Annotated in this window: 16 protein-coding genes; 3 read left to right on the top strand and 13 right to left on the bottom strand. The window is 60.9% G+C overall.

What is annotated here, in order from left to right; translation table 11 throughout:
* Positions 1–21: 21 nt before the first annotated feature.
* From AC0Z8Z_RS21525 to AC0Z8Z_RS21510, 4 genes are read right to left on the bottom strand one after another with little or no spacing between them, the layout of a single operon-like run.
* On the bottom strand, positions 22–717 hold the full coding sequence (locus AC0Z8Z_RS21525; protein ID WP_485620441.1) for a lipoate--protein ligase family protein: 696 nt from the start codon (positions 715–717) through the stop codon (positions 22–24).
* Between the two features lie 49 nt (positions 718–766).
* Positions 767–1603 (bottom strand): indole-3-glycerol phosphate synthase TrpC, encoded by an 837-nt coding sequence (trpC, locus tag AC0Z8Z_RS21520; protein WP_485620440.1) that lies wholly within the window; start codon positions 1601–1603, stop codon positions 767–769.
* Positions 1600–2649: an anthranilate phosphoribosyltransferase gene (gene trpD / locus AC0Z8Z_RS21515; protein WP_485620451.1), complete on the bottom strand. Its 1050-nt coding sequence runs from the start codon at positions 2647–2649 to the stop codon at positions 1600–1602. The genes trpC and trpD overlap by 4 nt, the downstream gene beginning before the upstream one ends.
* 16 nt (positions 2650–2665) lie before the next feature.
* Entirely contained in the window at positions 2666–3265 is a 600-nt protein-coding gene (locus AC0Z8Z_RS21510; protein WP_074887043.1) for an aminodeoxychorismate/anthranilate synthase component II, read from the bottom strand.
* Positions 3266–3736: 471 nt separating this feature from the next.
* On the opposite strand from AC0Z8Z_RS21510, the gene estP reads away from it, so the two are divergent.
* The gene (estP, locus tag AC0Z8Z_RS21505; protein ID WP_485620439.1) at positions 3737–5677 is read left to right on the top strand and encodes an esterase EstP; all 1941 of its coding nucleotides are present in this window, start codon (positions 3737–3739) and stop codon (positions 5675–5677) included.
* 84 nt (positions 5678–5761) lie between these two features.
* Here the strand turns inward: estP and trpE are convergent, their stop codons facing one another.
* The 4 genes from trpE to AC0Z8Z_RS21485 form a co-directional block, all read right to left on the bottom strand.
* Positions 5762–7243, bottom strand: coding sequence for an anthranilate synthase component I (trpE, locus tag AC0Z8Z_RS21500; RefSeq protein ID WP_485620438.1), 1482 nt, complete (start codon positions 7241–7243; stop codon positions 5762–5764).
* Between the two features lie 68 nt (positions 7244–7311).
* Positions 7312–8094, bottom strand: a complete 783-nt coding sequence (locus AC0Z8Z_RS21495; protein WP_485620450.1) for a phosphoglycolate phosphatase — start codon at positions 8092–8094, stop codon at positions 7312–7314.
* A gap of 47 nt (positions 8095–8141) precedes the next feature.
* Positions 8142–8813: a ribulose-phosphate 3-epimerase gene (gene rpe, locus AC0Z8Z_RS21490; protein WP_485620437.1), complete on the bottom strand. Its 672-nt coding sequence runs from the start codon at positions 8811–8813 to the stop codon at positions 8142–8144.
* Between the two features lie 196 nt (positions 8814–9009).
* The gene (locus AC0Z8Z_RS21485) at positions 9010–10002 is read right to left on the bottom strand and encodes a hypothetical protein (RefSeq protein WP_485620436.1); all 993 of its coding nucleotides are present in this window, start codon (positions 10000–10002) and stop codon (positions 9010–9012) included.
* A 313-nt stretch (positions 10003–10315) separates the two neighbouring features.
* Here AC0Z8Z_RS21485 and AC0Z8Z_RS21480 point away from each other — a divergent pair, with 313 nt between their 5' ends.
* Positions 10316–11815 carry a helix-turn-helix transcriptional regulator gene (locus AC0Z8Z_RS21480; RefSeq protein WP_122624534.1) on the top strand — a complete coding sequence of 500 codons (1500 nt, stop codon included), beginning with the start codon at positions 10316–10318 and terminating at the stop codon, positions 11813–11815.
* Between the two features lie 137 nt (positions 11816–11952).
* A complete protein-coding gene (locus AC0Z8Z_RS21475) occupies positions 11953–12249 on the top strand; it encodes a CsbD family protein (protein ID WP_485620435.1) in 297 nt (98 codons plus the stop codon).
* Here AC0Z8Z_RS21475 and AC0Z8Z_RS21470 read toward each other — a convergent pair whose 3' ends face one another.
* The 5 genes from AC0Z8Z_RS21470 to AC0Z8Z_RS21450 form a co-directional block, all read right to left on the bottom strand.
* Positions 12250–13398, bottom strand: a complete 1149-nt coding sequence (locus tag AC0Z8Z_RS21470; protein WP_485620434.1) for an iron-containing alcohol dehydrogenase — start codon at positions 13396–13398, stop codon at positions 12250–12252.
* A gap of 367 nt (positions 13399–13765) precedes the next feature.
* Entirely contained in the window at positions 13766–14590 is an 825-nt protein-coding gene (locus tag AC0Z8Z_RS21465; protein ID WP_065991348.1) for an ABC transporter permease, read from the bottom strand.
* A gap of 11 nt (positions 14591–14601) precedes the next feature.
* Complete coding sequence (locus AC0Z8Z_RS21460) at positions 14602–15849, bottom strand: ABC transporter permease (RefSeq protein ID WP_485620433.1); 1248 nt, start codon at positions 15847–15849, stop codon at positions 14602–14604.
* A 111-nt stretch (positions 15850–15960) separates the two neighbouring features.
* Positions 15961–16992 carry an ABC transporter substrate-binding protein gene (locus AC0Z8Z_RS21455; RefSeq protein WP_485620432.1) on the bottom strand — a complete coding sequence of 344 codons (1032 nt, stop codon included), beginning with the start codon at positions 16990–16992 and terminating at the stop codon, positions 15961–15963.
* Positions 16993–17082: 90 nt separating this feature from the next.
* Positions 17083–18207 carry an ABC transporter ATP-binding protein gene (locus tag AC0Z8Z_RS21450; RefSeq protein WP_485620431.1) on the bottom strand — a complete coding sequence of 375 codons (1125 nt, stop codon included), beginning with the start codon at positions 18205–18207 and terminating at the stop codon, positions 17083–17085.
* Positions 18208–18424 lie beyond the last annotated feature (217 nt).

The following is an 18424-nucleotide window of genomic DNA, read 5'->3' as shown; positions in this document are numbered from 1 at the left end:
TGACCGATGCCCGCAGATGAATCAGATCCCGGCGAGCAGTCGCGTGTAGCGTTCGCTTAAGCGGTGGAGAAAATCCGGCACTTCGAACAGTTCGTGCAAAGCGATATGGCTCTCTGCTTTGCAGCGCTGATCCAGCTCGCGCGTCTCGTTGAAGCGATTGACCGCATTCACCATTGCCACGCGTTCGTCATCCAGCAGCATCGCAGCGTGGGCCAACACCACCGGCCGCTTGCCACCCTGACTCTGCCGCCAGCGCTGCGCCGTACCGACCATCTTGCGAGCGTTGAGGTTGACGTTGAAACGGCCATCGCAGAAGGCGCCTTCGACTTCGCCCAAGGATGCATTGCCACCCGATTCAATCAGCGTATCGAGGATCGGCTGACACAGGCGCATGTAAGCGTTTTCGATGCGGTCGCGATCCAGGTCAGTGTCCGGCTGCACATACACAAGCGCCACATTCACCGTCGAGGGCGATTGCGGCACGGGCTCGCCGCCACTTTCACGCAACAGCACAGGCCAGCCACTGTCGGCGAGCGTTTCGCTGGCTTCAGTGAAGCCGGGAAGACGGCTCAACCGCCGCGGCATGACCAACGCGCGATCCGTAGGCCGCCAGAACAGCAAACCACTGTCGGCGTGCCCATCACACACCGATGCCAGCAGATCCTGCTCAGCCTTGAGGCCGGCTTCAACGCAGGTGTCCAAAAGCTGAAGGGTCATGCTGCCTCCTGACGCAAGTGGCGATGGCTTTCTGGCCTAGAACGATAGATCAGTCCAGCCCGCCGGACTTGATCGCCGTGCCTTTCTCCGGGAAAAACAGCCGCTGCAGTTCCACGCCCGGCTTCTCGGCGCGCATGAACGCCTCGCCAACGAGGAAGGAATAGACGTCGTTGATCTCCATCAGCTCGACATCGGCGCGGTTGAGGATCCCGCTTTCAGTGATGACCAGACGATCACGGGGAATACGTGGCAGCAGATCGAGCGTGGTTTCCAGACTGACATCGAACGTGTGCAAGTTGCGGTTGTTGACGCCCACTAGCGGGGTATCGAGGGTTTTTAGTGCTCGCTCCAGCTCGTCGCCATCGTGGACTTCAACCAGCACGTCGAGGCCGACACCTTTGGCAACCGAGGCCAGCTCGGCCATCTTCACGTCATCCAGTGCCGAGACAATCAGCAGAATGCAATCGGCGCCCAATGCCCGCGCTTCGACGATCTGGTACGGGTCGATCATGAAGTCCTTGCGGATCACCGGCAGCGAACACGCCGCCCGGGCTTGCTTCAGATACTCGTCAGCGCCCTGGAAAAAATCGATGTCGGTCAGCACAGAAAGACAGGTAGCCCCGCCCGCTTCGTAACTCTTGGCGATTTCCGCCGGCTGGAAGTTTTCGCGGATCACGCCTTTGCTCGGCGAAGCCTTCTTGATTTCTGCAATGACGGCCGGCTGCTTGCGCTTGGCCTGAGCAATCATCGCGGCAGCAAATCCACGCGATGCATCGGCTGCTTTCGCCAGAGTTTCCAACTCGGCGAGGCTGACGCTGGCACGGCGCGCAGCGACTTCCTCGACCTTTCGGGCCAGAATCTTTTCCAACACCGTCGGCACACTCATTCTTCATTCTCCTGCTTGAATACCGCGGTAAAGGCACCCAGTTCTTCCAGCTTTTCGCGGGCCAGCCCCGTGTGCAGTGCGTCGTGTGCCAGCGCCACGCCTTCTTTCAATGACGACGCATGATCAGCCGCGTAAAGCGCAGCGCCGGCATTGAGCACGATCATTTCAGCGGCTTTCTGACCGTGCTCGGATTTGCGCCGACCCAGCGCGTCGCGAATCAATTCCAGCGATTGCGCCGGGCTGTCGACCACCAGGCCGAACAGGCTCTGGCTCTTCATGCCCAGGTCTTCCGGCTGTACCCAGTACTCGGTCACTTCGCCGTTCTTCAGTTCTGCGACGAACGTCGGTGCGGCAAGGCTGAATTCGTCCAGTCCATCCTGGGAGTGCACGACCAACACATGTTTGCTGCCCATGCGCAGCAGCACTTCGGCCAATGGCCTGCACAGCGCCTGACTGAACACGCCGACCACCTGATGCTTGACGCCAGCCGGATTGGTCAGTGGACCGAGCATGTTGAACAGTGTGCGCAGGCCCAGTTCCTTGCGTGGTCCGGCGGCGTGTTTCATCGCGCCGTGATGGGTTTGCGCGAACATGAAACCGATGCCGACGCTGTCGATGCAGCGCGCCACTTGCACCGGGGTCAGGTTCAGGTAAACGCCTGCGGCTTCCAGTAAGTCAGCGCTGCCACTCTTGCCGGAGACCGCGCGATTGCCGTGCTTGGCGACTGTGCAACCGGCCGCCGCGATCACGAACGAGGCAGCGGTTGATACGTTGAAGATATTCGCGCCATCTCCGCCGGTGCCGACGATGTCGACCACGCCGTCGAGGGTTTTGAGTTGGACCTGATCCGCCAGCTCGCGCATGACCGACACCGCACCGACAATCTCGTCGATGCTTTCACTCTTCATGCGCATGCCCATCAGAAATGCGCCGATCTGCGCCTGGCTGCACTGGCCGGTCATGATCTCGCGCATGACGTCGCGCATTTCATCGGTGCTCAGGTCCAGTTGATTCACAACCCGGCCCAGCGCCGTTTTGATATCCATTGCCATGTCGAAGTCCTTAACCCTGACGGGTGCCGCCGGTCTGCTTGAGGAAGTTGGCGAACAGCTCGTGGCCCTGCTCGGAAAGAATCGATTCAGGGTGAAACTGTACGCCCTCAACGTTCAGGGTTTTGTGACGCAAGCCCATGATTTCATCAACGGAGCCGTCTTCGCGCTGGGTCCAGGCGGTCAACTCAAGGCATTCAGGGAGCGTCTCGCGCTTGACCACCAGCGAGTGATAGCGGGTCACGGTCAGCGGATGCTTGAGACCTTCGAAAACGCCTTTGTCCTCGTGAATCAGCTCGCTGGTCTTGCCGTGCATGACTTGGCGCGCACGCACCACGTCACCGCCAAACGCCTGACCAATCGACTGATGGCCCAGGCAGACGCCGAGCACGGGCAGCTTGCCCGCGAAGTGTTTGATCACGTCAATGGACACGCCCGCTTCATTGGGCGTGCACGGCCCGGGGGAGACGACAATGCGTTCGGGGTTCAGGGCTTCGATCTCGGCGACGGTCATTTCGTCATTGCGAATCACTTTGACGTCGGCACCCAGCTCGCCCAGGTACTGCACGACGTTGTAGGTGAAGGAGTCGTAGTTATCGATCATCAGCAGCATGGTGCTTAACCTTTTGAATTACTGACTTCTAACGTGGCCTTCTGTTTTCTGACCGCAGTTGCACGCAGAGAGGTCGCAGGACGGGTTCCGGCGAGGCACTGCAAAACCGAGGCATCAGAAGGCATATCAATACAGATCCGGCAGGGCCGGCGGGGGAAATAGTCAGGCGCGCCAACGCCAACGGGCGTGGCCCTTGATAACGCGCATCAAGAAGCTGCTGACAATCGACACAGGAAAGGTCTCGTTCATACGTTGCCGCACAGTAGCGTACCGCCGCAGGGCGCGCAATATCGCAGTGCCCGTATGGCCCGGCCCGGCGGCCGATTGGCAGGAACCGGGCGCCTGCAAGATGCAGATCGCAGCTTGAAGACCAGTACAGAATATTCGCCGTGAATGCCACTGCATCGTGGGCGATTTGTGTCGCGGCTGCTACCTTCTCGTACAGCACTGAAAACAATAAGGGATGCCCCCATGCTCAAAGCCACACTGCGCTGGCCGTTCGCGGCTTGCCTGCTCTCGCTCGCCTGCTCCTCGGCACTGGCCGCCTCTTCCCCCTACTCCACGATGATTGTGTTCGGCGACAGCCTCGCCGACGCCGGGCAGTTTCCCGATGCGGGCGGACCACCGGGCGCCACCTTGCGCTTCACCAACCGCACCGGCCCGACGTACCTGAACGGCAGCGGCGAGACATTCGGTCTGAACTCATCGACGTTGCTGGGCGGAATGCTAGGCGTGGCGCCCGGGGATCTGCAGGCGTCGACCTCCCCCGTTCGCGCGGCGCAAGGGCTGGCGGACGGCAACAACTGGGCCGTGGGCGGCGACCGGACCGATCAGATTCTCGCGGCGATCACCACCCAATCACAGGTTGCCAATACCGACGCGGCGACGGGCGTCACCACAGTGTTCCGGACGCGACCCGGTTATCTGGTTGAAAACAGCTCGCGGGCTGACCCGAACGCGCTCTATTACCTGACCGGGGGCGGCAACGACTTCCTTCAGGGCCGAGTGCTGAGCCCGGGACAGGCCGTCAACGCGGCAAACAACCTGGCCAACGGCGCACAAATCCTGTCCCAGGCCGGCGCGCGTTACATCATGGTCTGGCTGCTGCCGGACATCGGCCGTACACCAGCGGTATTCGGCACGCCATTGCAGGTGCCGTCGACGTTGCTGAGCGGGGTGTTCAACCAGCAGTTGGTCAACCGTCTGGGGCAAATCGATGCCGAGGTCATTCCGCTCAATGTGCCGGGGCTCATACGTGATGTTCTGAGCGATCCGGCGCGCTACGGGTTGGCAGCCGATCAGAACCTGGTCGGCACCTGTTTCAACGGTAACAACTGCACCGCCAACAGCGTTTTCGGGATTGGCGGCCTGACGCCGGATCCGACCAAGCTGCTGTTCAACGACGGCGTGCACCCGACCGTCGCGGGTCAGCGCCTGATCGCCGACTATGGGTATTCGATTCTGTCGGCACCGTGGGAGATCACCCTGCTGCCGGAAATGGCCAACGGCACGTTGCGCGCGCAGCAGGATGAACTGCGCAGTCAGTGGCTGGCGGACTGGGGCAACTGGCAGAACGTCGGTGAATGGCGCGCCATCGTCGCCGGTGGCGGTCAGAAGATGGATTTCGACGCGCAAGGCAATTCAGCAAGCGGAGACGGTCATGGCTACAACCTCACGGTGGGCGGCAGCTATCGTTTCGCTGACGACTGGAGAGCAGGCCTGGTGGCGGGCGCTTATCGGCAAACCCTTGAAGCCGGTGCCAAAGATTCGGACTACAAACTCAACAGCTATATCGCGACCGCATTCGTGCAGTACCAGGCGCAACACTGGTGGGCAGACCTGGCGGCCTCGGGCGGCAAACTCGACTACGACAACCTCAAGCGCAAGTTCGCGCTGGGCATCAGTGAAGGCGCAGAGAAAGGCGACACCAAAGGCGATCTGTGGGCAGTGAGTGGGCGCGTGGGCTTCGATCTGGCCGAGCAGAGCAGTCGCTGGCATTTCTCGCCGTTCATCAGCGCCGACTATTCACACGTCAACGTTGATGGTTACTCGGAGAACAGTGCTCGCGCGACGGCACTTAATTACGACGACCAGACACGCAAGTCGAAGCGGCTGGGCGCGGGGCTGCAAGGCAAATTCGACGTCACACCGCAGACTCAAGTGTTTGGTGAAGTGGCCCATGAACGCGAGTTCGACACCGATCAGCAGGACGTGACCATCGCGCTGAACAGCGTGCCGGGGGTGGACTTCGATCTGAAAGGCTATGACCCACAGCGCAGCTTGAATCGCGCAAGCCTAGGCGTGAGCCAGAAGCTGGCGCCCGACCTCACACTGCGTGCCGGTTATAACTGGCGCAAGAATGATGACGTGACGCAGCAAGGGATAAATCTGGCGGTGAGTCTGGATTTCTGAAGCCCCTATCTGAAGCCCCTAGTGGGGATTTGTGTTCGGCATAAAAAACGGCGCCTTGGCGCCGTTTTCATGTGCAGACTACCTTCAAGCCTCGGGCGTTTGCTGCGCCAGCGCCACCGCGCGGAACATCGCGCGGCGCTTGTTGAGGGTTTCTTCCCACTCCAGCGCCGGGACAGAATCGGCGACAATGCCGCCACCGGCCTGCACGTGCAGCTCGCCGTTCTTGATTACCGCAGTACGAATGGCAATCGCGGTGTCCATGTTGCCGTTCCAGGCGAAGTAACCCACTGCGCCGCCGTACACACCACGCTTGACCGGCTCCAGCTCGTCGATGATTTCCATCGCGCGAATCTTCGGCGCGCCCGACAATGTGCCCGCCGGCAAGATGGCCCGCAGCGCATCCATCGCCGTCAAGCCACTCTTCAGCTGACCGGTGACGTTGGACACGATGTGCATGACGTTCGAATAACGCTCGATGACCATCTTCTCGGTGAGTTTCACCGAACCGACTTCCGAAACCCGCCCGGTGTCGTTGCGCCCCAAATCAATGAGCATCAGGTGCTCGGCGATCTCTTTGTCGTCAGACAGCAAGTCGACTTCCAGCGCGTGATCTTCTTCCTCGGTGGCGCCACGGGGACGCGTCCCGGCAATCGGGCGCACGGTGATCAGATTGTCTTCGACCCGCACCAGCACTTCCGGCGAACTGCCGACGACGTGGAAGTCACCGAAGTTGAAGAAGTACATGTAAGGCGTCGGGTTGAAGCACCGCAGCGCGCGGTACAGGTCGATCGGCGCGGCCTTGAAGTCGATGGACATACGCTGGGACGGCACGACCTGCATGCAGTCGCCCGCGAGGATGTATTCCTTAATGGTGTCGACGGCTTTTTCATAATCCGACTGGGTGAAGCTGGAGCGGAACACCGGGTCCGCCGCCTGTGGACGGGTCAGGTCCAGCCCACGGCGAGGCGTGATCGGCTGACGCAGTTTCTCCATCAGCGCTTCGAGTCGCGCCAGGCCGCCTTCATAGGCCTCAGGCTGGGCCGGATCAACGAGGACGATCGCGTGCATCTTGCCAGCCAGGTTATCGAACACCACGACGGCATCGGACACCATCAGCAGAATATCCGGCACGCCCAGCGGGTCAGGATTTGGGCACTTGCCCAGACGCGGCTCTACATAACGCACGCAGTCGTAACCGAAGTAGCCCACCAGGCCGCCGTTGAAGCGCGGCAGACCGGCGATGGTCGGAACGTTGTACCGGGCCTTGAAAGTCTCGACGAAATCCAGCGGGTCTTCGACTTCGAGGCGCTCGATCTCGGCACCGTCGTGGGTCACGCGGACGGTGTGGTCATGCACGCGCATGACCGTACGGCACGGCAGCCCGATGATCGAATAACGCCCCCACTTCTCCCCGCCTTGTACGGACTCAAGCAGGTAGGAGTTGGGCTCGTCAGCGAGTTTCAGATAGATCGACAGCGGGGTGTCGAAATCGGCCAGGGTTTCGTAGGCAAGGGGAATGCGGTTGTAGCCTTCAGCGGCCAAACGCAGGAATTCTTCGCGGGTCATATCAGCCTCGTGGTGTGAGGGAAAACGGTCAGGGATGCAAACGCGCCGGGGCTCCGGCCAGAATCAAGTCAGGCGCGCCAACGCCAGCGGGCCAGGGCCTTGATGACTTTCATCCAGAGTTTGCGAGTGACCACCACGATGGATTCTCTAAAGGAGGGGGACTTGATGTCGGGCAACGTTATCTCAGCGCCCTGCGCTAAGCAACCGGCAGAACTGCCCGGAATCAGCATGCGCAAATCGTCGATGACCAGTGCCGGTGACTCTTCCGCGATCGGGCGTCCGTGGTTGTAGCCATAACTCAATGCCACACAGGTGACACCCGCCGCTTTCGCCGCCAGCACGTCGTTGCGCGAGTCACCCACGAACAGTGATTGCGATCCCGGTACGCCGGCCATTTTCATGACAAAGAACAGCGCCGCCGGGTCGGGCTTCTGCTGCGGCAGCGTGTCGCCGCCCACGATCCAGCGAAAGAACCGGCCAAGCTTGAGGTCATCCAGCAAGGGCGCCACAAAGCGCTCCGGCTTGTTGGTGATCAGCGCCATCTCGACGCCCATCTTCTGCAGCCATTTCAGGGTTTCCCGCACGCCAGGGTAGACCTTGGTCAGCGCGTGACTGCCGCTGTAGGCCTCCATGAAAATCGCCAGCGCAGCCTCCGTGGACTCTTCATCCACGGCGGTGTGGTCCATGCCGTTCGCCAAGGCGCGGCGTACCAGCACCCGCACGCCGTTGCCAATCCAGTCACGCACCCGTTCGATTCCTGCCGGCGGCCGGCCAAGCTGGATCAGGGTTTTATCCACAGCTGCCGCCAGATCCGGCACCGAGTCGATCAGTGTGCCGTCGAGGTCGAACATGATCAGCTTGGGCAGACGGCCCGGAAACAGCTGCTCGAAGCCGCTGGTCAACGGGCCAACGCCAGTTCTGCGTGCATCTTCGCAATGACTTCGCGGTAATCAGGCGCGTTGAAAATGGCCGAGCCTGCGACGAAGGTGTCGGCACCGGCTGCGGCGATCTCGCGAATGTTGTTGACGTTGACACCGCCGTCTATCTCCAGACGGATGTCGCGACCGGATGCGTCAATAAGCGCGCGGGCCTCGCGCAGCTTGTTGATCGTACCGGGAATAAATTTCTGACCGCCGAAGCCCGGGTTGACGCTCATGAGCAGGATCATGTCGACCTTGTCCATGACGTATTCGAGCAGGTTCAGCGGAGTCGCCGGGTTGAACACCAGACCCGCCTTGCAGCCACCTTCGCGAATCAGCTGCAGGGAACGGTCGATGTGCTGGGTCGCTTCCGGGTGGAAGGTGATGTAGGTGGCCCCGGCTTCGATGAAGTCGCCGATGATGCGATCCACCGGGCTGACCATCAGATGAACATCGACGGGCGCGGTGATGCCGTATTTGCGCAATGCCGCGCAGACCATCGGTCCTATTGTCAGGTTGGGGACGTAGTGGTTGTCCATGACGTCGAAGTGGACGATGTCGGCGCCAGCGGCCAGCACGTTGTCGACTTCCTCTCCCAGACGGGCGAAATCGGCGGACAGAATCGAAGGAGCAATAGCGAAGGGCTGCATGACGCACCTTTTATGAGCGAGATCACGGTGGCGCGCATTGTACTCCAAGAGTGTGAAACGTGCGTTGGGTCGCAAGCGAGTGAGTCAAGAGGCTTGATGCAGGCGGCGTGAACCGCACTAGGCCCAGTGCGACAGAAGTGCGCACCGGGCCCAGGCTTGATTCAGGATTCAGAGTCAACAGGTGACGACTGAAACCTTACACGGTCTCGACCAGCAGACGAGGACGTGAGCTCAGAGCGAAACGGGCCAGACCAAAGCTCAACGCAGCGCCGATGATCAGCATGAAGAACGTGCCCCATGCTGCTTTGGAGACTTGCTTGGCCGCGACATCTGCCGCTTCACGGGCCTGTTGCTCGGCCTGCGCCTTCAGCTCTGCGACTTTCGCGGCCGCTTGCTGATACGCCTGCGCATAGTTGTCGACGATCTGCTGCGCCTCCGCTTTGCTCTTGCCGGTGCGGGCCGCAACGATGTTGACCAGCGCGTCTTTGTCGGCGGCGTTCAAGGCCGGTTCACCGGCTTTCTGAACGCGATCAAACCACTGCTTCAACTGATCGCCCGCCTGGGCTGGATCGGTAGATGCCTGTTCTGCTGTCTGCTTGGCATCGGCGCCAGCCACGTCAGCTTTCTGATCCAGCTTCGAAGGGTCGAGCTCTGGCTTGCCGGACTGCTTCAGGGTGGTGTCCAGCTGTGATTTCAGGCTGTCCCAATCCAGGCTGATGCCGTTCTTATCCAGCTGTTGCTTGATGCTCTGGCCCACACCCGGTGCGGCAGCGGCAACGCCGTCGGCCGCCAGGGAGATGCCCTTGCCGGCGATGGTGCCGGCAGTGCCGACGAGCGAGCCGGCCAGCGACGCGAGGAGCCAGGTGGTCAGCAACGTGCTGACCGTCCAGCTGAGCAAACCATGCAGACCACCACGGTCCGGCGCGGTACGGCCCGACACCCAGGCACCGGCGGCAATGGCCACCAGGGTACTGATGAACAACCAGGCGCCGGCGCCCTTGCCGAAACCGCTGAGTGGGTTGCCCTGGGCCATCGGATCAAGCGCGCCTGCGCCGATCGCCGTGCCAAGCACGCTGAGCACCAGGTAGGTCACCAACGTGATTGCCGCACCGGCAAACACCGATCCCCATGACACACGGAATGGCGAAGCGTTGCCCAGAGCGGCAGATGTTGCGTAGGTCGAAGCCATGAAAATTTCCTCCGGTGCAGGGGGTGCACATCAGGCGTGCAACCGACGTGTCAGTGCAAATGCACCCCCTGCGTTGATATGGGCGGGCCTGCGAGGGCGGACTCACCGCGTCTTGTAAGACGTGAAACCAGTTTGATCAGCGCGTTGAGGGATGTGATGGCGCATTTGCACCGCTTCGTCTGGTGCATTCGCACCGACCCTCGCGGACACGGCTGCACTAAGCTTCAGCACTAAGGCTTTGCCAGCCGGTCGGATAGCGTGGAGCGTCCGGCTGACCGGAGCCCGACCGCATTGAGACGTCAGGAGAGCAAGCATGTCAGAGGCCATCCTCGCCAGAGAAACCAACCGCCGCCAGTTGCAGCAGATCATCTCGGGTCTGTCGGACGGGGTGATGCTGGTGGAGGTCGATCAAACCATCATCTGGGCCAACGAAGCGGCGCTGCTGATGCATGGCGTCGAAGAGATCAGCGACCTGGGCGCCAACGGCGAGGCCTATCGCGAGAAGTTCTCCCTGCGCTATCGCAACAACCATCCTTTGGACGTCGATCAATATCCGATCAGCCGCGTGGCGGCAGGTGAGGTGTTCAGCGACGTGCTCATCGAGGTCAGCAAGATCGGTGAAGGTGAAGAAGACGAGCGCAGCTGGGTGCATCGCGTGCGCAGCATGGTGCTCGAAGACAGCACCGGCACGCCCGAATCGCTGGTGCTGATCCTCGCCGACGCGACGGAGTGGGCCGGTGCCGAGCAGCGCTTCGAAAAGACCTTCAACGCCAACCCCGCCCCTGCGGTGATCTGCCGCCTGAGCGATCTGCGCTTCATCAAGGTCAATCAGGGCTTTCTGGAGATGACCGGGCATTCGAGAGAGAGCGTTATTGGCCGCTCGGTGTACGAAGTGGACGTGCTGGAAAACGCCGAACGCAAGGACCTCGCCATCGAGCGTCTGAATCAAGGCGCGACCATCCCGCAGATGCAGGCAGAGCTGAAGCTGCCGGAGGGCGGTACCAAATTGGTCATCGTCGCCGGGCAGCCGCTGGACATGAATGAAGAAGATTGCATGCTGTTTTCGTTCACCGACCTTGAGCCCAGACGCAAAGCCGAAACCGCCCTGCGCCAGAGCGAGGAACGTTTTGCCAAGGCGTTCAAGCTGACGCCGGTGCCGACACTGGTGTGTACGGCAGATCGGCAACAGATCGTCGAAGCCAACGAGGCGTTTGTCAGCACCCTGGGTTACACCCCGCAGGAGCTGATCGGCCGGACCGTCGCCGAGCTGGGCTTCATCGAAGACGGCGCTGTGATGGACGGGCTGTTCAACGTCCTGGAAACCACCGGCCGCGTCGACGGGCTCGACCTGAAAGTCCGCAAGAAAGGCAGCGAGTCGCTGGACTGCGTACTGGCCGCTGACACCGTGACGATTCAGGACAACGCTTGCTACCTCTTCGTACTGATGGACATTACCGAGCGCAAGCGATCCGAGCTTGAGCTGGTCGAGGCCATCGAAACGGTGATGCAGGACGCTTCGTGGTTCAGCCAGACGCTGATCGAAAAGCTGGCCAATGCCAAGCGGGTCAACAGTCGACAGATGCCCAGCGCTTCATTCACCGACCTGACCGCTCGCGAGCGAGATGTGCTGAGTTTGATCTGTGAGGGGCTGGCGGACAAAGAGATCGCTGCACGGTTGAACCTGGCCCTCAACACCATTCGCAACCACGTCGCGACGGTGTATTCCAAGCTGGACGTGCACAGCCGGGCGGAAGCCATCGTTTGGGCGAGGGAGCGAAATCTGTTCGCCAATCAGGGCAAAGGCAAACGCTGAGTGATGCAAATGCGCCAGTGCGTCTGGTGCATAGTCACCTTCAGGGGGTGCTGTCCGGAACCTACGCTATGGGTGTGGCTGACGCAGTTGGGTCAGCGAGATATGCATCACTGATACTCATTTCCTGGAGCCAAGATATGAAAAGCGAACAAGTGAAAGGCGTACTGGAACAGGCAGCTGGCAAGGCCCAAGACGTCTTCGGCAACCTGACCCGTGACGAGCGCACGCAAATGGAAGGCAAGGCACGTCAGGCGGCGGGTGAATTGCAGGAGCGTTACGGCGATCTGCTGGACGAAGTCGCAACCTTCACCCAGCAACGCCCGCGCACTACGTTAATGGTGCTCGCCGGCCTGACGCTGACCGTGGGCTGGTTGCTGGCCCGTCGTCGCAGTTGGGGTTCGTGGCTTGGCCAGCATGATCACTGGCCAGCCTGATCAATACGCCGCGCGGTAGATTTTCTCGATGTCGGCGGCGGTCAGCTTCCGTGGATTGTTGCGCATCAGGCGCTCGATCTTGCTGGCCTCCTCGGCCATCGCGGGAATGGCGTCTTCGGGCACATTGAAGCTGCGCAGGCCAGATGGAATCTCCACCGCTGAGCACAAGTCGGCCATGGCTTTCACGGCGAGGTCGGCGGCGTCCTTGTCGCTCAGGTGCGCGACGCGGACGCCCATCGCGTCGGCAATGTCGCGCATCCGTTCGACGCAGGCCAGCTTGTTCCACTCCATCACATACGGCAGCAACAGCGCATTGCTGACGCCGTGGGCAATGTTGAAACGCCCTCCCAGCGGATACGCCAGCGCATGCACCGCGCCAACCCCGGCATTGCCGAACGCCATGCCGGCCATGAGGCTGGCGGTGGCCATGTCTTCTCGCGCCTGCAAATTCGAAGGATTGGCGTAGGCCTTGGGCAGCGCCTTGACGATCAGTTTGATGGCGCCCAATGCGACGGCGTCGGTGATCGGCGAGGCATTGACTGAAAGGTAGGACTCGATGGCATGCACCAGTGCATCGACCCCGCTGGCTGCCGTGACACTGCGCGGACAGGTCAGGGTCATCAAGGGGCTGACCAGCGCGACGTCGGGCAACAGGTAATCGCTGACGATGCCTTTTTTCAGCTGTGCCTGCTTGTCTGAAAAAATCGCCACGTTGGTGACTTCTGAACCGGTACCGGCCGTGGTCGGGATGGCAATCAGCGGCGGGCCTTTGCGCTTGACCAGATCAACCCCGAACAACTCGGTCAGCGGCCTTTCGTGATTGGCGAACGCCGCGACGCCCTTGGCGATGTCGATGGCACTGCCGCCACCCACACCGATCAGGCCGTCGTGACCGCCTTCTCGGTAGGCCCGGGTGCAGTCTTCGATGATGGAGATTTCTGGCTCGGGTTTGACCTGATCAAACAAGCCATACCGACGGCCGCCCAATTGCGCCAGTGCGAGGTCGACCGTGCCGGATTTAACCAATATCGCGTCGGTGACGATCAGCGGGTTTTGGACATTGAGCCGCGTCAGCTCGGCCGACAACTGCTCAATCGCGGCAGGACCGGTGATCAGTTTGTTGGCGATTTTGAAGGCAGAAACACTCATCGGGCTCGTCCTTTACGTTTTTGTTGGAGACGTGGCTCTTGTACAAGGCAGGGTCAGCGTGCGTTGAGTGAAACATAGACCGGATCGCGGGATACGTCAGTTTTATGGTGTGGGAAGCGCCCTCGGTGCGCGCTATTAATGTTGCGGCGTTGCACCTGACGCCTTCCCGGCTGAAGCAGGTCCCACTAAAAGCAGGCGGTGTGTCAGCGAGAACCGCTGGATGAACGCAGTGCATGTGTAGGACCGGCTTCAGCCGGGAAGAGGCCTGCGTGGACACCGTCCATTTTGCAGTGTGCCGCAGGCCGCTTTCCCGGCTAAAGCCGGTCCTACCATTCGCGGCCCGGTCAGTTCATGCGGCGGGCTTTGATCACTCCACCGCCGTGCGCAGTTTCTCGCTGCGGCCGCGCAGCCATTCCAGCACCAGCAGCAGGACCACCGAGAAGCCGATGAGCAAGGTGGCGGCGGCGGCAATCGTCGGGCTGAGGTTTTCGCGGATGCCGCTGAACATCTGCCGCGGCAAGGTTGCCTGGCCTGGACCGGCGAGGAACAGCGTGACCACTACTTCATCGAACGAGGTCGCGAAGGCAAACAGCGCTCCGGAGATCACGCCCGGCGCAATCAGCGGCAGGGTCACACGCCGAAAGGCGGTGGTGGGAGACGCACCCAGGCTGGCCGCCGCACGCACCAGGTTGTAATTGAAGCCCTGCAACGTCGCCGACACGGTGATGATCACGAACGGCACACCCAACACGGCGTGCACCAGGATCAGCGAGATATAGCTGTTGCCCAGACCCAGCGGCGCAAAAAACAGGTAGCTCGCTACCCCGACAATCACCACCGGCACCACCATTGGCGAAATCACCAGCGCCATCACCAGCGCCTTGCCGGGGAAGTTGCTGCGGGTCAGACCGATTGCCGCCAACGTCCCGAACCCCATTGCCAGCACCGTGGCCGCTGGCGCGACGATCAAGCTGTTCTTCAGCGCGCGCATCCACTCCGCCGAACCGAAAAAGTCCTGATACCAGTGCAGCGAAAAGCCCTGCAGCGGGTAGACCAGAAAGCTGCCGGAGTTGAACGACAGCGGCACGATCACCAGCACCGGCAGCACCAGAAACAACAGAATCAACCCGCACAGCGTGCGCAGCGTGTAATGCCAGACCCGCTCGATGGGCGAGGAATAAGGGCTCAACATGGTCGTTCTCCTCAGCTCAGACGCAGGCGGCTGGCGCCGACCAGCCAGTTATAAATCAGGTACAACACAACGGTTGCCAGCAGCAGCAACCCGCCCAGCGCCGTTGCCATGCCCCAGTTGATGCTGGTGTTGGTGTAGAACGCCACGAAATAACTGACCATCTGATCGTTCGGGCTGCCCAGCAGCGCCGGGGTGATGTAGTAGCCGATGGCAAGGATGAACACCAACAGACAGCCCGCGCCCACACCGGCGTAGGTCTGTGGGAAGTACACCCGCCAGAAGCTCGCAAACGGGTTGCAACCCAGAGAGATCGCGGCGCGCATGTAGGTCGGCGAGATGCCTTTCATCACGCTGTAGATGGGCAGGATCATGAACGGCAACATGATGTGCACCATCGAGATGTAAACGCCGACCCGGTTGAACACCAGCTCCAGCGGCTTATCGATAATGCCCATGGCCATCAGCGCGCCATTGATCAGGCCGCTTGATTGCAGCAACACGATCCACGCAGCGACGCGCACCAGGATCGACGTCCAGAAGGGCAACAGGACCAGGATCATCAGTAAATTGCTCTGCCGTGCAGGCAGGTTCGCCAACAGGTACGCCAGCGGATAGGCCAGCAACAGACAGATCACGGTGATCACCAGGCCCATCCAGAAGGTGCGGGCGAAGATGTCGAGGTAAATCGCCTGATCGGGCGTCGCCGGCGCCACCTCACCGAGGTCATCGATGCGGTGGTCGACAGCGGCCAGTAAATAATAGGGGGTGAAGCTTGAGGTGTTGCGGCGGATCGCCTGCCAGTACGCGGGGTCGCCCCAGCGTTCATCAATGGCTTCCAGCGCTTCCTTATAAGAAGCCGGCTCTTCCTTGAATGGCATGGCGCGGGCGGTTTTTGCCAACAGACTGCGGTAGCCCGCCAACTCCTGGTTCAAGCGTTTGGACAGATCGCCCAGCGTCTGATTCTTGCGCGCTTCGGCCAAATCCTGGCTCGCAGCTTTGTACACCGCGTCCGGCGGCAGCCCCTTGCCGTCCCATTTCGCCACTTCCACCACAGTGAGCGGCATGCCACCCACCACTTCCGGGTTGCTGACGCTTTTGTAGAGCAGCGCCGCAATCGGCACGAGAAACACCAGCAGCAGGAAGATCACCAATGGCGCGATCAACGCCTGAGCCTTCCAGCGATTGACGCGCTCGGCACGGGCCAGGCGTTGCTTCAGGGTCGGGCTGGCGCCTTCAGTCAGGGGCACGGCGGTGGCCATAGTGAACTCCAGAATCTCTCAACAATGAGTGCGTCCCCTGCCCCGCCTTCAGACAGTTCAGACGACGCACCCGGATCTAACTCACAACGGAACGCTTACAGGGCTGCGATCTTATTTCGCCGCCCACGAGTTGAAGCGCTGTTCCAGCGACTCACCGAAGTCAGCCCAGAATTTCACGTCGATCTGCACCTGGTCCTTGATGTTCTCAGGGGTGGTCGGCATGTTTTTCAGGGTGTCAGCGCTCAGCAACGGGACGGCGCCCGTGTTGGCCGGACCGTAAGCGATGTTTTCGGAGTAGATTTTTTGCTGCTCTGGCTTGAGTGAATAAGCGATGAATTTCTTCGCCTCTTCGGCGTTTTTCGCGCCTTTCGGAATCGCCCACGCGTCGAAGTCATACACGCCGCCGGTCCAGACCACTTTCAGGTTGCTCTCCTTCTGCACGGCAGCGATGCGACCGTTGTAGGCCGAGCTCATCACGACATCGCCCGACTGCAGATATTGCGGCGGCTGTGCGCCCGCTTCCCACCACTGAATGCTCGGCTTGAGCTTGTCCAGCATCTTGAAGGCGCGGTCCTGGCCTTCCTTGGTCCCCAGCACTTTGTAGACGTCTTTCGGCGCAACACCGTCAGCCATCAAGGCGAATTCTAGGGTGTATTTGGCGCCCTTGCGCAGGCCACGCTTGCCCGGGAATTTCTCGGTGTCCCAGAAATCAGCCCAGCCGGTCGGTGCGGATTTCAGCTTGTCGGCGTTGTAGGCCAGCACGGTCGACCAGACGAAAAAGCCCACGCCGCATTCAGAGATTGCGCCTTTGACGTAGTTGTCCTTGTTGCCGAGATCGACCGACGCCAGCGACTCGAACATGTCTTCGTCACAGCCACGGGACAGCTCGGGCGATTCCACTTCCACCAGATCCCACGTCACGCTCTTGGTGTCGACCATGGCTTTGACCTTGGCCATTTCACCGTTGTATTCGCCAGCGATGATTTTGCCGTTGCCGGCTTTTTCCCACGGCGCGTAGAAGGCCTTTTCCTGGGCCGCCTTGTTCGCGCCACCGAAGGAAATGACCGTCAGGTCCGCTGCCATGGTTTGCGCAGCGCACATCATGCCGACCGATAAGGCGGTGAGCTTCAATGTCTTGAGCATCAGTTTTTCTCTCCACGAACAATGTTGGTTAAGCGATGGGGCGATTTGGCTCGCCTCTGGTTTCTTCGGTTGACGCGTAATGCGGGCGTATCAATGCGCATCCAGCAAAGGGTCCAGCGCGCGCGCGTGCTCGACCTGCCATCCAATGGGCACAACATCGCCAACGCTCAGGCCCGGATCCAGCTCGGCGATGGGCTGCTTGACGAAGAAATCGGTTTTGCCAGCGACTTCCAGGCGCACGCGCACGTGGTCGCCCAGGTAGATGAATTCGGCAACACGGCCAGAGAAACGGTTGACGCAACTTTCGCTGCGGCCGTTGAGGTTTACGCGCTCGGGACGAATGGAGAGCGTGACAGGGCTGCCGGTCGCACCGACGTTGATCGCCAGCGCTTCGACTTTTTCGCCGCGCGCCAGGCCCACCACACAACGGTCGCCGCTATGGCTGAGCAACGTGCCGCTGATGCGGTTGTTCTCGCCTATGAAGTTGGCGACGAAGGTATTTTTCGGTTCTTCATAGAGGGTGCGCGGTGGGGCGATCTGCTGGATCTCCCCTTGGTGGAATACCGCGACGCGGTCGGACATGGTCAGCGCTTCGCCCTGATCGTGGGTGACGTAAACGACGGTCACGCCAAGTCGCTGGTGCAGATGCTTGATTTCCATCTGCATGTGCTCGCGCAGTTGCTTGTCGAGCGCACCGAGGGGTTCGTCCATCAGCACCAACTGCGGCTCGAACACCAATGCGCGCGCCAGCGCCACACGCTGTTGCTGACCACCCGACAACTGCGCAGGGTAACGATGGGCGAAGGTCCCGAGCTGCACCATGTCGAGGGCGCGTTTGACCTTTTCGGCGACGTCGGTCTTGCTCATGCCGCGCACCGACAGCGGAAACGCGAGGTTCTCGGCGACGGTCATGTGCGGGAACAGCGCGTAGTTCTGGAACACCATGCCGATGTCGCGCTTGTGCGGCGGCACGTTGTTGATCGAACGGCCCGCCAGCAGGATCTCGCCAGCAGTAGGCGTCTCGAAACCGGCGAGCATCATCAGGCTAGTGGTTTTGCCGGAGCCGGAGGGCCCGAGCAGGGTGAGGAATTCGCCTTTGCAGATATCCAGGTTGAGGTCTTTGACGATCAGGGCTTCGCCGTCGTAGCTCTTTTGCACACCGCGAAAGCTGACCAGAACATCACTTGCCCCAGCGCTTGAATCGACGTTGCTCATTGCCCACACCTTTGTTTGATCCACCGTGGGGATCAAGCCTAGATGAGCCTGAAGGCCGCGCAAATCGGGGCGTGAGAGAGAATGACCTAGGTGGGATGGAAGGTTTCGGGTAGGGATTGCCCTACAGGGATGGCGCGGATAGGTATGTCGCCCGGAAGTTATTTATGGCCTGGTCTGGCGTCTTCGCGAGCAACCTCACTCCTACAAGGGGATCGCA

It is taken from the genome of Pseudomonas sp. 1L-C-7-B-C1, from assembly GCF_057291635.1.
Note: the sequence above shows the minus strand (reverse complement) of the source record. Positions and strands in the feature narration are given on the sequence as shown.